Raw genomic sequence first — 13,731 nt, forward strand, 5'->3', positions numbered from 1 at the left:
CAGGCCAGCAGCGTGATGACGGCCTCGGGGATCATGGGCAGGTACACGGCCACGCGGTCGCCCTTGGCCACGCCGAGGGACTCGAACGCGTTCGCGGCCTTCTTCACTTCCTCGGTCAGCTGCGCGTACGTGTACGTGCGGGTATCTCCCGGCTCGCCCTCGAAGTAGATGGCCACCCGGTCCCCGTTGCCGGCCTCGACGTGCCGGTCCAGGGCGTTGTAGGCCGCGTTGACCTCGCCGCCGACGAACCACTTCGCGAACGGCGGGTCGGACCAGTCGAGTGCCTGGGTGAAGTCCTTGGACCAGCTGAGCAGCTCGCGGGCCTGCTTCGCCCAGAACGCGGGACGGTCGGCGTCGGCCTCGGCGTACTCGGCGGCGGTGGCCACTGCGTTCGCGGCGAACCCGGCCGACGGCGCAAACCGGCGGTTCTCCTGGGACAGGTTTTCGAAGGCATCGCCCTGGGGCGCCTGCAATGCGGTGGATACGGGAGTCTGCTGGGACATGGTGAACCTCATCATTCATCGATCCGTGCCGCGCGGACGTTCGTGGTGCCTCCGCGCCGGGCCGCATGCGCGACGTCGGGCGGCGGCAGACCGCGGCAGTGCCGCTAGCGCTGTCTGGAATCAACACTAATACGTGGGTCCGACCAAACGTGCGCCCCGTCACAAACAGCACCGTGAGCGGTGTTTGTTAAGCGCCGAGTGGTCTGTCGCCGACGCCGGGCGGCGGGCCGGGGCAAGCGTCCGCGATTCGGAAATCCGGGGAATTCTGCTGCGTCCGCCCTCGGCTTGTCAGCTAGTGATCGGCCATTCACTTGGCTAGGCTGAGATGAAGTTGTGACATCCGATGGAGGCGACAGGACCGCTGGCGGTTCTGTCCTTGCCTGCCGTTAGACGGCGCTGTCCAGGGCGCCGCCATGCTAAGGAGATACGGAATGAACGAGCAAGACAACGGGCAACTCCGGGCGCCCGCCCAGAACCAAGGTGGAACGGCGCAGCCGGGGCCCGCCGGGTTCGGGGATGCGCCACGCTTCACGGTGGACAAGAAGACCGGGAAGAAGAACGAAGCCGTCCTCGGTCCGTTCACCATCCGTGACCTCACCGTTTTCGGCTCGACGCTCCTTCTTTTCATCGCCTCGCTGATTCCGATGTTTGCCTTCGCCTACAACCTTTGGAACCTGGGCAGCCTGTTCTTCCTGGGCCTGGGCATCGTGCTGCCGCTCATTGTCACCGCGTTGTTTGTGGCCCGCCGTCTCAGCCCGTCGACCAAGATCCGGATCGGATCCCTGTCGATCGACCAGTTCGCGTCCGTTGTGGCGTCCTTCACGCTGGCCTTCTTTTTCCTCGCGGCCGCCGGGGCGTTCGTGCCGAGCATGCTGATCGCGCTCCTGGGCGCCTTGGGGCTCTTCGCCGCCACGGTGCTGGCCCGCTGGATTCCGTTCTTTGCCGGCGACTTCCTGGGCCGGGAGGATGCGCCTGCCCACGTGGTTGCCCGCGAAGCTGCTGTCCCGGTGCGGAAGCCCCGAGCGCCTAAGGCGGCGAAGCAACCGAAACAATCCAAGCTGACCAAGGACACTGCGGGTACAGGCGCAGCCGGGGCGGGCGCCTCTTCGGCGGCCGCATCCGGCGCGGTTGCGTCCGGCGCGGTTGCGTCGGGGGAGGCCGCGTCTGGCGCGGCTGCGGGCTGGGCCAAGCGTCCGGGCACCGGCAGCCAGGCGGCCATGCCGGCGGCAACCACACCTGCCGGGCCCGCTGCCGGGGCAGCGGCGGCGGGCGCGGCGTCCGCTGCAGCGCCCAGCGCTGCGGCTCCCGGTGCACCCGAGACCCAGGTCTCGGGCGTCGTGCCAGCGGCTGCCCCGGCACCGACGGCCTCATCGACGCCGTCGACGCCGGCCCAGACTGCGGAGCCCGCTCCGTCCGCCGCGGACAAGACCCGTACCGCCGGCGTTCCTGCCGCCGCCGCTGCCGGTGCCGCGGGCGCTGGTGCGCAGCCTGCTCCCGCCGCGGAACAGACCCAGGCCGCCGCCGTTCCGGCAGCTGCCGGCGGCAGTGCCCCCACCACGGTCAACCCCCAGGTCCGGCCGCAGGAACAAGCCCGGCCGCAGGAGCCCATCGGCGCGACCGTTGATCCCGCCAGCCGGCCCGCGGAGGACGATGTCCACCCCGTGCACGAGGCCTTCTGGTTCGCCGTCGCACAGCCCCGCACCGCCGTCGATGAGCGCACCGGTGCCCCGGCGTTCGTCATTGAACCCGGCGGCTGGGTCCTTGCCCTGGAGGACCGCGGCAACGAGTTCCTGGTCCAGCACACTGACGGCCGGCTCGGCGTTTTGCGGGACCTCAGCAACATCGAACGCGGTTAGTCCGCCGCCGTGACCACGGAATCCGGCAGCGCGGTCCCCGGGACCCCGAACCCGGGGAGCGCCAAGCCGGGTGCGCCGCGGGCGTCAGGAGAGTCGGTGCTGGCGCTCAAGCGCCGCGCGCGTCGGATCAACCGGGAACTCGCGGAACAGTACCCCTACGCCCACGCGGAGCTGGACTTCCGCACGCCGTTCGAGCTCGTGATAGCCACCGTGCTGTCCGCACAGACCACAGACGTGCTGGTCAACCAGATCACGCCCCTGCTGTTCGCGCGCTACCCGGATGCGCGGCGGATGGCGGAGGCGGATCCGGCCGAGCTGGAGGCCATCATCAAGCCCACCGGCTTCTTTCGCGCCAAGGCCAGAAATCTCCTGGCGCTGTGCAACCGGCTGGTGGACGAGTACGACGGCGAGGTGCCGGGCCGGCTCGCGGACTTGGTGACGCTGCCCGGCGTCGGGCGGAAAACCGCGAACGTTGTGCTGGGCAATGCCTTCGGCATTCCGGGCATCACGGTGGACACCCACTTCGGTCGCCTGGCCCGGCGCTTTGGCTGGACGGAGTCCGATGATCCGGTCCGGATCGAGTCCGACGTCGCCGCGCTGTTCGAGCCCAAGGACTGGACCATGCTCTCGCACCGCGTCGTCTTCCACGGCCGCCGCGTCTGCCACGCCCGCAAGCCGGCCTGCGGCGCCTGCGCCGTGGCTAACTGGTGCCCCAGCTACGGTGCCGGCGAGACCGACCCGGAGAAGGCCCGGAAGCTGCTCAAGTACGAACTCGCCCCGGGGCAGGAGGAACTGCTGGCCCGGCTGCTGGCCGAGACGCACCGCGCCGCGGAAATCCGGATGGAATCGCAGAGGAAACAGCCGTGACCGCGCGCCAGGACCTCGTCGATCTCGTTGCCGCGGTGGAAGCGGGCACGGCGCCGGCCCCGGACCCGCGCTGGCGGGAACTCGCCGTCGAACCCGGTGAGCGGGTCCGCAGGGCCGCGGTGCTGATGCTCTTTGGTGCGCTGGACAACGTCCCCGCGGTGTCCGAGAAGTTGCTCGCTCCGGCCGATTTGGACGTGCTGCTGCTGCAGCGGGCCCAGACGCTGGACGACCATCCCGGGCAGGTGGCGTTTCCCGGCGGCGGCATCGATCCGGGTGAGTCCGTGGTGGACGCGGCCCTCCGTGAGGCGGAGGAGGAGACTGGCCTGAACCCTGCGGGCGTGGACGTCCTCGGCGTGATGCCTGAACTGGCCCTGCCCCGGGGTAATTTCCTGGTGACCCCGGTCCTGGCCTGGTGGGCCGCACAGTCGCCGGTCCGGGTGGTGGACTACGGTGAATCCGCGCAGGTGTTCCGCGTCCCGGTCCGGGACCTGCTGGACCCGGACAACCGGGTGATGGCCACGGTCAGCCGGGCCGGCCAGACCTTCCAGAGCCCGGCCTTCACCGTCAACGGCGTCGTGGTGTGGGGGTTTACCGGGATGATCCTGAACCAACTCTTTGAACAGCTGGGCTGGGCCGTGCCGTGGGACCGCGCACGGCTGTACGGGATCGATGTGTAAAGCCCGCAGGGCGCCGGCTAGCCGGCCGGTCTGCTAGCCGGCAGCCACCGGGCTGCCTGCCCGGGGAGCCAGCGCCCGTCCGCCCGACCTGCTGGTGGCGACCCGCCGGTGAGCTCCTGAACGATCCACAACCAGGCCGGTCGCGGCGTTCTCGCGCACGGCGTTGATGCCCGCCGCGGCGCTTTTGATGGAGCTGAAGAGCGGGGACACGGCCACTACTGTGCCATCCGCCGCCGTCAGCCTGAAGAAATATGCCTTGTCGCCAGCCTGCGCGATCTCAAAAATGCCAGCCAAACCTCTGCCTCCCCAATTTCCTTGCGTCGTTGCAATAGCCGGCGGATCGTACGGGAAATTCGCCGGCCTTTCCGAGGGTAGCCCGGTGACGGAGCGCACACAACGCTACCGACGGGTACGTTACAGGCGGTGACTTGGGTCACTCATTTGGCGTTGTCGTACGAGTCCACGACGGCCACACTGACTGGAAATTCGACCGGAATCCGGCCGAACAACAGCTCCTTGGCGGCAGCCGCGGAGTCCTCAATCGCCTTGATGCAGTCTCCGACCGCGCTTTCAGGGCAGTGCACCATCACCTCGTCGTGGAGGAAGAACACCAGTTCGCCAGCGGCGGCGCCTTCCGCCCGTGCGGCGCGAAGCCGGCGTCGCAGTTCCGCGAGCCAGCACGCCGCCCAGTCCGCGGCCGAGCCCTGGACCACGAAGTTCCGGGTGAAGCGGCCGCGCGAGCGGGCGATCGAGTCCGCCCGGCGCTGTTCTTCCGCGGTGGTGGAGTGCTGGGTCTGCAGCCAGCGCTCCGACGGCGGCGGGCTGCTCCGGCCCAGGCGTGAGGTGACGGTCCTGCCGGCTTCGCCGTCGCGGGCGGCCTGCTCGACGAAGCCCACGGCGCGGGGGTAGGTGCGGGCCAGCTGGGGCATCAGCCGGCCGGACTCGCCCGTGGTCGCCCCGTAGATTGCCCCGAGGAGGGCCACCTTCGCCTTGGCCCGGTCGCCGCCGAAGCCTTGGGCGGCAATGCCGGCATAGAGGTCCTTGTCCCGCGCAGCCTCGGCCATTTTGGAATCCTGGGCCAGTGCCACAAGCACGCGGGGCTCGAGCTGCGAGGCGTCGGCAACGATCAGTTTGTGGCCGGGATCGGCGTGGACCGCCCCGCGGACCTGGCGCGGGATTTGTAGCGCCCCGCCGCCCCGCGACGCCCACCGGCCCGAGACCACGCCGCCCACCACGTACTCAGGCTGGAACCTGCCGTCCTTCACCCAGGTATCAAGCCATGCCCAGCCGTTCGCCGCGTGCAGACGGGCCAGCTTCTTGTAGGCCAGCAGCGGCACGATCGCGGGGTGGCTGGATTCTTTCAGCTCCCATTGGCGGGTGGTTTTCACTTCGATGCCGTTGCGGTGCAGGGCGCGCATGAGCTCCTGCGGGGAGTCCGGGTTCAGCGCCGGCGACTTCAGCAGCAGCCTCAGTTCGGCCGTGAGCGATTCGAGTTTGGCCGGACGCTGGCCGGGAGCCGGGCGGGGTCCCAGGTGTTCCGCGAGGATCTGCTCGTGGAGTTCCTCCCGCCACGGGACGCCGGTGTGCTGCATTTCGGCGGCGATCATGGCCCCGGCGGATTCCGCCGCGAGCAGCAGCTGGAGCCGTTGACGCCGGCCGGCGTCAGGAACGACGTCCGTGCCGGGCCCCGTGCCGGGCGCCGTTCCCGCCTGGCGAAGTGCTTCCTGCTGCGCGGCGTACTCGGTGCGGAGAGCCTCAAGGGTTTGGCCGGGACGCTGACCGGGGGCCGGGGCATCGAACAGGGCCCCCTGTTCCGGCGGCGGGGCAGGAGGCTGCAGCCCCCGGGGCGGCTGGTGTAGCTCGTCGTCCTGGGTCAGCTTCTCCGCCGCCTGTGCGTAGCCGGTGTGGGCGGTGAACTCCGAGTGCGCCAGGATCGAACCGCACAAGGTGAGGTCGTAGCAGCGCTCGAGCTCCACCCCGGCGCGCAGCAGCGCTGGATACCAGTCCTGCGTACGGTGCCAGATCCAGCGCGGCTGCCGCGCCTCAAGCTCGCGCACAACTCCGGCGAGGTCGCCGGCCCAGACAACTCGGGGTTCCGGATTGGCGGGTTCGGGCACGCCATCGGCCGTGAGTTGCTGCAATGCCGCGCCATCGGCGTGGGCGGCGAGCAGCAGGTACATAGGGTCAATTCTGCCCTGCTCCAGGACGTGGTCCGTGCCCATTTCCCCCGGCGGCGGGTAGAGGGAAGCCGCCAGACTTGTCCACATAGCCCACGACGGCGGTTCCGCCGCGCTTCCGGCCCGGGCACAGTGGCAGCATGAACAGGCACCAGCACCGTGGTCCGGGCTCGCCGCCACCGCGGGCGCATGAGCCCTGGACCCCCGGGGATTCCGCGGAAACCCTGCTCGTCACCGGGGTCGATGCGCTGCGCAGCGAGGTGGAACGCATCGTGGCGGCGGCCGGGGGCCAGCTGCGGACGGTGCAGGACGTTGCCGAGGCCGCGCCGTTTTGGGACGCCGCGGCCGCCGTGCTGGTGGGCAGCGACATCCGCGGGTTGCCGCCCCGGCGGAGGGCCCCTGCGGTGCTGCTCGGCCTCGAAGGTGATGAAGAAGGGTTGTGGCATCTGGCCGCCGCCGTCGGGGCCGAACGTGTCGCGGTGCTGCCGGACGCGGCGGCCTGGCTGGCGGAATACCTGAGCCGGTCCCGTGCGCCGGAAGCCGGCGGACTCGTGCTGGGTCTCACCGGCGGCTGCGGCGGTGCCGGGGCCACGACAGCTGCCATCTGGATCGCGCAGGCCGCCGCCGGGGCCGGGGTCCGGGTGCTGCTGATCGACGGCGACCTCTGGGGCGGGGGCCTGGAACTGGCGCTGGCCGCAGAGGACGCCCACGGGCTGCGCTGGCCGGATCTTGCCGGGGTGAGCGGCAGTATCGACACCGCCCAGCTGGAGGAGTCGCTGCCCGTCGCCGGTGGATTCTCCTTCCTGTCGTGGCCGGGAACCCGGGACCGGGCCGCCGGCGTGGACGCGGCCACCGTGGCCGCGGTTCTCGACGCCGCCCGCCGCGGCTACGAATTGGTGGTGCTGGATATCGGCCGGGAACGGGAAGCCTTGCGCGCCTTCGCCGGCGAATGCGATCGGATCATCGTCGTGGCGCCCGCCCGGCTGCGGGCCGCCGTCGCCACGGCCTGGCTGCTGCAGGAGCTTCCACCCGTGGACACCGCGCTCGTGGTCCGGGCCAGTCGCGGCGCCGCCTTGGATGCGCCGCTGATCGCCGGCTCCGTGGGGCTTGTCCTTCAGGGCATCATGCCGGACATCAAGGATCTGGCCGGGGCAACGGAACTCGGCCGCCTACTCGAAACCGGCCGGCACCGCGCCGTCCGCCGGTTCGCGGCCGGACTCCTTGAACTGAACGGAGGAGATGAGGCATGAGTGCCCATTCGGCCGCAGGACCGGCAGAACCGGAACGTCCGGCCCGCCGGGCACCGGGCCGCCGCCGCTCGCAGGGATTTCTCGACGAAACGCTGCTGGAGTCCGTACGCGAGTCCGTCATGGCCGATGCCTCCCCGGTGACCGCGTCAAGGGTCGCGGCGGCGGTCCAGGCGAGCGGGCGGCTGCTTGGCACGGCCGGCGCGCTGGCCGCCGTGGAGAGCATCAGCGCGGAACTGAATGGACTGGGTCCCCTGCAGCCGCTCACCCGGGATCCCGCCGTGACGGACATTTTCGTCAACGGGCCGGACTCGGTCTGGCTGGACCGCGGCCGCGGTCTTGAGAAGGCGCCGGTCGTCTTTTCCGGGGAACCGCAGGTCAGGGCCCTCGCCGCGAGGCTGGTGGCAGCCGGCGGCCGCCGCCTGGATGACGGTTCGCCCTGCGTCGATGTCCGGCTCGACGGCGGCTACCGGGTGCACGCGGTGCTGCCGCCGATTTCCACGGCCGGGACACTCCTGAGCGTGCGGATCCGGCGGGCCACGGTTTTCTCCATGCCGGAGCTGCAGCGCGCCGGCATGTTCGGGACCGGGACGCTCGGGAGCCTGGTCCAGTCCGTGCTCGAACGCATGGTGGCGTCCAGGCTGAGCTTCCTCATCAGCGGGGCCACCGGTTCGGGGAAGACCACGCTACTGGCGACGTTGCTGGGTTTGTGCCACCCCGGGGAGAGGCTCGTCCTGATCGAGGACGCCGCAGAACTAAATCCCGTCCACCCGCACGTCGTCTCGCTGGAATCCCGGCACGGAAACCTGGAAGGTGGTGGCGCCGTGGACTTGGGCGAACTGGTCCGCCAGGCTCTCAGGATGCGGCCGGACCGGCTGGTGGTGGGCGAATGCCGCGGCGCTGAGGTCCGCGAGCTGCTCTCGGCTATGAACACCGGACACACCGGAGGCGGCGGGACCATCCACGCGAATGAGGCGGCGGCTGTGCCGGCCCGGCTGGCGGCCCTTGGCGCGCTCGCCGGCATGGGCCAGGACGCGGTACGGATGCAGGTCGCCAGCGCGATCGACGCCGTCGTGCACGTCGAGCGGACCGAATCGGGGCGCCAGGTCGCCAGCGTTGGAATCATGGAGGTCCAAGACTCGGGCCTGGCTGTCGCTGCCGCACTGGAGATCCAACGGGGCGAGCTCCGCTTCGGCGGGGCCTGGCCACTGCTGGCGCACCGTCTCGGCATGGATCCCGGGTTGGCCGGGGCGGGCCCCTCCGATCTGCCGGCGGCGCCGCCGCCGGCAGGACGCCCTCCGGGATCCGTGCACGAATCCTTACAGCCATGGGCGCAGCGATGACCGGTTTCCTCATCGTCGTCTTGGTCCTGGCCGTGTGGTTGGCATTTCCCTCCCCGCGCGCGGCCGGCCATCGTACCCGCAGGGCATTGCAGGCCGCGGGCACGCGAGGTCCGGCGGCTCACGGGCCGCCGGGATCCCGGCAAGGACGAGCCGTCGGGGGCATGGCCCGTTGGCGCGGTGGGGGATCCGCCGATGCCGGGCCCGTCCCCATGACGGTCCTGGTCCAACAATTGGCCGCGCTGCTGAGGGGAGGGCGCATCCCCGCCCGACTGTGGGATGAACTGTGGGCGCTGTACGGCGGGGACGCCGCGGGGGACTGGCCGGTGTCGCAGGTCGCGGTTCACGGCGCCGGCCGCGATCGCCCCCGCGACCGCACAGGGGACGGCGCCGGAACGGTCCTCGGCCCGGAGTCCCGGAGGATCCTTGCAGCCGCGCGTGGCGCCGCCCTGCGCGGGTCCTCCGTGGGCGCGGCCATCCGCCGCGAGGTCTCCGCGGTTTCTGCCGGTGAGGGCGCCGTCGTCCCGGCCACCAAGGGTGCCGTCGGCATCCGGGCCCGCCGCGACGTGCGCGTGTGGGGCGAGCTCGCCGCATGCTTTGACACCGCTGAGGCCAGCGGTTGCCCCCTGGCCGATGTCCTGGCGCGCTTTGCCGCCCACCTTGAGTCGGAGGACGACGCCGAGGCTGCCCGGCAGACCGCCTTGGCGGGGCCCCGCGCAACCGTCCGCCTACTGACCTGGCTGCCGCTGTCAGGCCTGGGCCTCGGCCTGCTGCTCGGCGTTGACCCGGTCGCGACACTGCTGGGAAATCCCTGGGGCCTCACTGCGGTGGCCGCGGGCGTGGCGCTCACCGTCGTCGGCCGGCTGTGGTCCGCAAGGCTCGTCCGCGCCGCGGCGGAAGCCCCAACGTGACGCAGCGGCCGCCGTGAGGCCCGAACTTGCCGGATTCGTGATCGCAGCGAGCCTTGCCGGGGCAGCCGCCGTGGTCCTCGCCCGCCCGGGCCGTGTCCGCCGGCGGCTCCGGCGCCAGCTTCGGGCACCGTCTGACGGGGCCGCGCGACGCCCGGCGGTCCACGACGCAGGACTGGGACGTCACGGCTTCCAGGGTCTGCGGGACACCGCCATGATGCTGGAACTGATCGGCGCCATGCTGGATGCGGGAGCCGGACTTGGCCGGGCCCTTGAACTCGTGGCCGCCCTCATGCCACCGGAACTCGGGCGGCAGCTTCGGCCGGTTGTGTCAGCCCTCGCAATCGGTGCGGACTGGGGCACGGCATGGCGCAGTTCCGGTGCCCAGGCGCCCCAACTTCATGCCTTGCGCGACGCCCTTTCCTTCGCCGCCCTCACCGGTGCCCCCTCCTCAGCGCTCCTCTATGCCCAGGCGGCCCGGCTTCGCCGCGAACGCAACAGGACCGCCGAGCAGCGCGCGGCGGCGCTCGGCGTGAAGCTGGTCGTGCCGCTGGGCTTGTGCTCCCTGCCGGCATTCGTCTGCCTCGGCGTCGTGCCCGTGCTCCTGGGGCTGCTTCCGACGTGATGCCGGCAGCCCGCGGATCACCTGGACCCAAGGTTTATTCAAGTTGCTGGGGGATACCTTGGGGGCAGGCACCGTCGGAGTATGAGCGGTCTCGTGCGTCGGCTACTCACAGCACTTCCTTGGCGCCTCGAATCCCGGAGTATCTGGGGTCTCGTACTAACTGGGAGCCACGCCAGGGGGGCAGATCAATGATTCGACTGTACAAAGCGGGCGTGATTGCAGCGCTCAACCTACTAGTTTTGACCGGTTTGGCGGTGGGAGCCAGTCCGGCGTCCGCCGCCGTACCGACCTGTCAGCCGGGAACACCCCAACCGACCAACCAATTCCCTGGCACAACGGTGATTGCCACGAACTTCGAGTCCGGAAGCCTCACCACCGCCGGCTTCGCCACCGCTTTCACTTCCGGAACCGGCACCGCCGAAGTCTCCTCGGCCCAGCAACACTCCGGCCGCTGCTCAGCCAAGGTCCACGTCACCACGGATGCCGGTTCCGTGGCGAATTTTTCCGCACCAGTTCCTGCCGGGAACAATGAGGTTTACGCCGACGGCTGGTTCAACATCACCAAGGAGGGCGTCGCCGGCAACAACGTCCCGTACTTCCGGTTCTTCAACGGGAACACCCGGTTCGTGGACGTCTACCGTTCCAACGGCGGCGTCGGCCCGCTGTGGCTGCGCGTCGCGGCGCCCGACGGAACCCTCCGCTACACCGCGATGAAGGTGAACGTTCCGCTCGGCACCTGGCACCATCTCGTCACACACGTCATCGCAAATGGGGCCTCCTCCACGGTCGAGGTGATCTTCGACGGCAAGCTCGTGTATTCCAGCAAGCAGGTCGCCACGGCCTTTACCGCGGTCACCAAGATGCAACTCGGCGCCGAACACCGGCGGCAGGCCGGCGACAGCTTCATTGACGACGTGGTCATCAAGGCCAAAAAGGCGGCCGGCCAGCTTCCCGGGACGTTTACCCCGATTGCCCCTCAGCGGTTCCTCGACACCCGGAAAACGTCGCCGGTGGGTGCCGACAAGTCCGTCTCCTTCCAGGTTGCGGGGGCCAACGGGATCCCGGCAACAGTCGCCGCGGTCGTCTTCAACCTGACCGTCACCGAAGGAAAATCCATTGGCTACATCACCGCCTACCCCTCCGGGACAGTACGGCCGAATGCATCCAATGTGAACTTCCGCGCCAACCAAAACGTGCCTAACCTGGTAACGGTCAAGGTGGGTGCGGACGGAAAAGTTGCGCTGTTCAACAGATCCTCTGGCACAACCCACCTCATCGCCGACGTTACCGGCTATTACGTCACGGGGGCCCCAGCGACGCCGGGTGCCTTCCAAAGTCTGGCGCCAAAGCGGCTGCTGGACACCCGGTCCACCACGGCGCTTGCAGGGGATTCCACGGTGTCCCTGCAGGTTGCGGGGACCAACGGCGTCCCGGCATCTGCCGCTGCTGTGGTCTTCAACCTCACAGTGACCGAGCCAACGAGGATCGGATACATTACCGCCTATGCGTCGGGCTCGGCGCGTCCGGACGCGTCCAACCTCAACTTCAACGCCGGACAGACAGTGCCGAACCTGGTCACGGTCCCCATCGGCCCAGACGGTAAAGTCACACTGCTCAATCGTTCCTTCGGACGTTCACACCTGATCGCAGACGTTGCCGGCTACTACCTCGGCGGCACGCCGTCGGCCACCGGTGCGTTCAAGGCCACCGGTCCATCCAGGATCCTCGACACCCGAAACACAACGGCTGTGCGCCCGGACTCCGCGGTGTCCTTCCAGATTGCCGGGGCCAACGGCATCCCCTCGAGTGTCCTGGCGGCTGTTTTCAACCTGACGGTCGTGTCGCCCCAGTCCATCGGCTACGTCACCGCCTACCCCTCGGGCTCCGCCCGTCCGGACGCGTCCAACCTGAACTTCTCCGCCCGACAGACTGTGCCGAACCTGGTCTCGGTCCCCGTCGGTTCAGATGGAAAGGTGACGTTGTTCAACCGTTCCTCCGGGTCCTCACACCTCATCGCCGACCTCGCGGGATACTTCCTCCCTTAGGGACGCGCGGGAGACCCGCACCAACTGAACCCGAGGGGCTGTCGTCGCAGGACGGACCGCAGCCCCTCGGGTTCAGCCCTGTCTGGGTCCGGGCAGGGTGCTGGCGGATCCGGGCCCGGCGTTCGGCGTCTGTTGGCCGCCCGGCGGGGACCATACAGTTCTCCTCCACAGGCAGCCACGACGGCATTTTCGGGCAGGTTTTCCACTTGGCTGCCATCGGGGCTTATGACGCGGCGTACAAGCCGGGAGAGTCGAATCAGCCGGCGATCACGCCGGTGTCCCGTGGAAGGAAAGCAGATGTCAACAAATCAGGACACTCCCGCTGCACGTCGCATTGAAGCAGGGGAGGGCGGCGTTGCCAAGGTCTATGAGATCTACCCCGGCGCCCGCTCGGTTGTTCCCATTCAACCGCAGGGACGCACAGGGCCGCCGGCCGCGCAGGCGGGCATGGCTACCGCTGAATATGCCATCGCAACCCTGGCCGCCGTGGGCTTCGCCGGGGTCCTAGTGTTCATCATGCGCAGCGATGAGGTCCGCGGGTTCCTCCTGAACCTCATCCGGACAGCGCTCACGTTGCCATGAACGGACTCTGGCACGCCCGGGGGAGCGGCGGCCGGAGGGAGCCGCCGCCAACGGCGGAGTGCCGCGGGGCCGTCACCGCTGAGTTCGCCGTCGCGTTGCCCTCGGTCGTCCTCCTGCTCTCCGTGCTGCTCGCGGGTTCGGCTGCCGGGGTGATGCAGCTCCGCGTCGAGGAGGCGGCCCGTGGCGGTGCCCGGGCGGTGGCGAGGGGAGCCGCGGCCGGCGAAGTCGGTGAGATTGTCCGCCGTCTCGCCGGCGAAACGGCGGACTCCGAGGTGACGCGCGACGGCGATTTGCACAGGGTCACCGTTTCCGGTCGCGTCCCCGGGGCTGTTGGGTCCCTGGTTCCCTGGGCCCTCAGCGCCAGCGCGTGGGCGCGTGCTGAGGCCCCTGGCGCGGAGCAACGTCCCGGGCTGGACGAGTCCGGACTGAAGGGCGTCTCCCGGTCCCCGTGGCAGGGCGGCACGTGATGTCGCGTGTCCGGGCCCGCGGGCCGCGACCGCGGAGCCCGGATCCTGCCCGCGCCCGGCACCGGTGTACGTCTTCAGAGCGGGGGTCGGGGACCGTGCTGGCCCTCGGACTCGGGCTGGCGGTCATCATGGCGTTGGCCCTGCTGCTGCTTTTGGCCCAGTCGGCCGTCGCGGCGTCGAGGGCCGCGGCGGCTGCCGATCTGGCGGCGCTGGCTGCCGCGGATGCCGCGCGGGGGATCACGCCCGGCGAGCCCTGCGCTGTGGCTCGAGAGGTCGCGCTGAAGAACAACGCCACGCTGGCCGCCTGTGCTGAAGGACCGGACGCCACGGTTCAGGTCCGCACCGAGTTCGGCGCCGGTCCGTTCCTCGGGGCGGCCACGGGACGGGCCAGGGCGGGACCCCCCGCGGCCGGGAACGGGTCCGCACGGTGAATGATG

14 protein-coding genes are annotated in these 13,731 nt (G+C 70.0%); 11 read left to right on the forward strand and 3 right to left on the reverse strand.

Annotated features, from left to right (window positions below; genetic code table 11):
- The coding region (locus C566_RS21535) for an acetyl-coenzyme A synthetase N-terminal domain-containing protein (RefSeq protein ID WP_155846889.1) at positions 1-503 on the reverse strand (503 nt) is incomplete at its 3' end.
- A 431-nt stretch (positions 504-934) separates the two neighbouring features.
- On the opposite strand from C566_RS21535, the gene C566_RS0114190 reads away from it, so the two are divergent.
- From C566_RS0114190 to C566_RS0114200, 3 genes are all read left to right on the forward strand, one after another.
- A complete protein-coding gene (locus tag C566_RS0114190) occupies positions 935-2,359 on the forward strand; it encodes a hypothetical protein (RefSeq protein ID WP_026266706.1) in 1,425 nt (474 codons plus the stop codon).
- 96 nt (positions 2,360-2,455) lie between these two features.
- Positions 2,456-3,226 carry an endonuclease III gene (nth, locus tag C566_RS0114195; protein WP_018775013.1) on the forward strand — a complete coding sequence of 257 codons (771 nt, stop codon included), beginning with the start codon at positions 2,456-2,458 and terminating at the stop codon, positions 3,224-3,226.
- On the forward strand, positions 3,223-3,903 hold the full coding sequence (locus tag C566_RS0114200; RefSeq protein ID WP_018775014.1) for an NUDIX hydrolase: 681 nt from the start codon (positions 3,223-3,225) through the stop codon (positions 3,901-3,903). The genes nth and C566_RS0114200 overlap by 4 nt, the downstream gene beginning before the upstream one ends.
- A 33-nt stretch (positions 3,904-3,936) precedes the next feature.
- Here C566_RS0114200 and C566_RS21540 read toward each other — a convergent pair whose 3' ends face one another.
- Positions 3,937-4,197: a YegP family protein gene (locus tag C566_RS21540; protein ID WP_018775015.1), complete on the reverse strand. Its 261-nt coding sequence runs from the start codon at positions 4,195-4,197 to the stop codon at positions 3,937-3,939.
- Between the two features lie 143 nt (positions 4,198-4,340).
- A complete protein-coding gene (locus C566_RS0114210; protein ID WP_018775016.1) occupies positions 4,341-6,083 on the reverse strand; it encodes a bifunctional 3'-5' exonuclease/DNA polymerase in 1,743 nt (580 codons plus the stop codon).
- A 137-nt stretch (positions 6,084-6,220) separates the two neighbouring features.
- On the opposite strand from C566_RS0114210, the gene ssd reads away from it, so the two are divergent.
- The 8 genes from ssd (at position 6,221) to C566_RS21550 (ending at position 13,725) form a co-directional block, all read left to right on the forward strand.
- Positions 6,221-7,330 carry a septum site-determining protein Ssd gene (gene ssd / locus C566_RS0114215; protein ID WP_018775017.1) on the forward strand — a complete coding sequence of 370 codons (1,110 nt, stop codon included), beginning with the start codon at positions 6,221-6,223 and terminating at the stop codon, positions 7,328-7,330.
- Positions 7,327-8,670: a TadA family conjugal transfer-associated ATPase gene (locus C566_RS0114220; protein ID WP_018775018.1), complete on the forward strand. Its 1,344-nt coding sequence runs from the start codon at positions 7,327-7,329 to the stop codon at positions 8,668-8,670. Before ssd ends, C566_RS0114220 begins: the two co-directional genes overlap by 4 nt.
- Before the next feature lie 161 nt (positions 8,671-8,831).
- Complete coding sequence (locus C566_RS0114225) at positions 8,832-9,578, forward strand: hypothetical protein (protein ID WP_018775019.1); 747 nt, start codon at positions 8,832-8,834, stop codon at positions 9,576-9,578.
- A gap of 13 nt (positions 9,579-9,591) precedes the next feature.
- Positions 9,592-10,200 carry a type II secretion system F family protein gene (locus C566_RS0114230; protein ID WP_018775020.1) on the forward strand — a complete coding sequence of 203 codons (609 nt, stop codon included), beginning with the start codon at positions 9,592-9,594 and terminating at the stop codon, positions 10,198-10,200.
- Positions 10,201-10,538: 338 nt separating this feature from the next.
- A complete protein-coding gene (locus C566_RS22985; protein ID WP_018775021.1) occupies positions 10,539-12,245 on the forward strand; it encodes a hypothetical protein in 1,707 nt (568 codons plus the stop codon).
- A 255-nt stretch (positions 12,246-12,500) separates the two neighbouring features.
- A complete protein-coding gene (locus tag C566_RS0114250) occupies positions 12,501-12,827 on the forward strand; it encodes a DUF4244 domain-containing protein (RefSeq protein WP_442852622.1) in 327 nt (108 codons plus the stop codon).
- Positions 12,824-13,294, forward strand: a complete 471-nt coding sequence (locus tag C566_RS0114255; RefSeq protein WP_018775023.1) for a TadE family type IV pilus minor pilin — start codon at positions 12,824-12,826, stop codon at positions 13,292-13,294. Before C566_RS0114250 ends, C566_RS0114255 begins: the two co-directional genes overlap by 4 nt.
- The gene (locus C566_RS21550) at positions 13,294-13,725 is read left to right on the forward strand and encodes an Rv3654c family TadE-like protein (RefSeq protein ID WP_081627346.1); all 432 of its coding nucleotides are present in this window, start codon (positions 13,294-13,296) and stop codon (positions 13,723-13,725) included. The genes C566_RS0114255 and C566_RS21550 overlap by 1 nt, the downstream gene beginning before the upstream one ends.
- Positions 13,726-13,731 lie beyond the last annotated feature (6 nt).

The sequence above is a fragment of the Arthrobacter sp. 131MFCol6.1 genome (genome assembly GCF_000374925.1).
GTDB lineage: Bacteria > Actinomycetota > Actinomycetes > Actinomycetales > Micrococcaceae > Arthrobacter.

What these genes read in the sequence shown, in the direction of transcription:
- C566_RS0114190 (WP_026266706.1), top strand. Translation starts at nt 935, where the DNA reads ATGAACGAGCAAGACAACGGGCAACTCCGGGCGCCCGCCCAGAACCAA.
- C566_RS0114210 (WP_018775016.1), bottom strand. Translation starts at nt 6,083, where the DNA reads ATGTACCTGCTGCTCGCCGCCCACGCCGATGGCGCGGCATTGCAGCAA.
- ssd (WP_018775017.1), top strand. Translation starts at nt 6,221, where the DNA reads ATGAACAGGCACCAGCACCGTGGTCCGGGCTCGCCGCCACCGCGGGCG.
- C566_RS0114220 (WP_018775018.1), top strand. Translation starts at nt 7,327, where the DNA reads ATGAGTGCCCATTCGGCCGCAGGACCGGCAGAACCGGAACGTCCGGCC.
- C566_RS0114225 (WP_018775019.1), top strand. Translation starts at nt 8,832, where the DNA reads ATGGCCCGTTGGCGCGGTGGGGGATCCGCCGATGCCGGGCCCGTCCCC.
- C566_RS0114255 (WP_018775023.1), top strand. Translation starts at nt 12,824, where the DNA reads ATGAACGGACTCTGGCACGCCCGGGGGAGCGGCGGCCGGAGGGAGCCG.
- C566_RS21550 (WP_081627346.1), top strand. Translation starts at nt 13,294, where the DNA reads ATGTCGCGTGTCCGGGCCCGCGGGCCGCGACCGCGGAGCCCGGATCCT.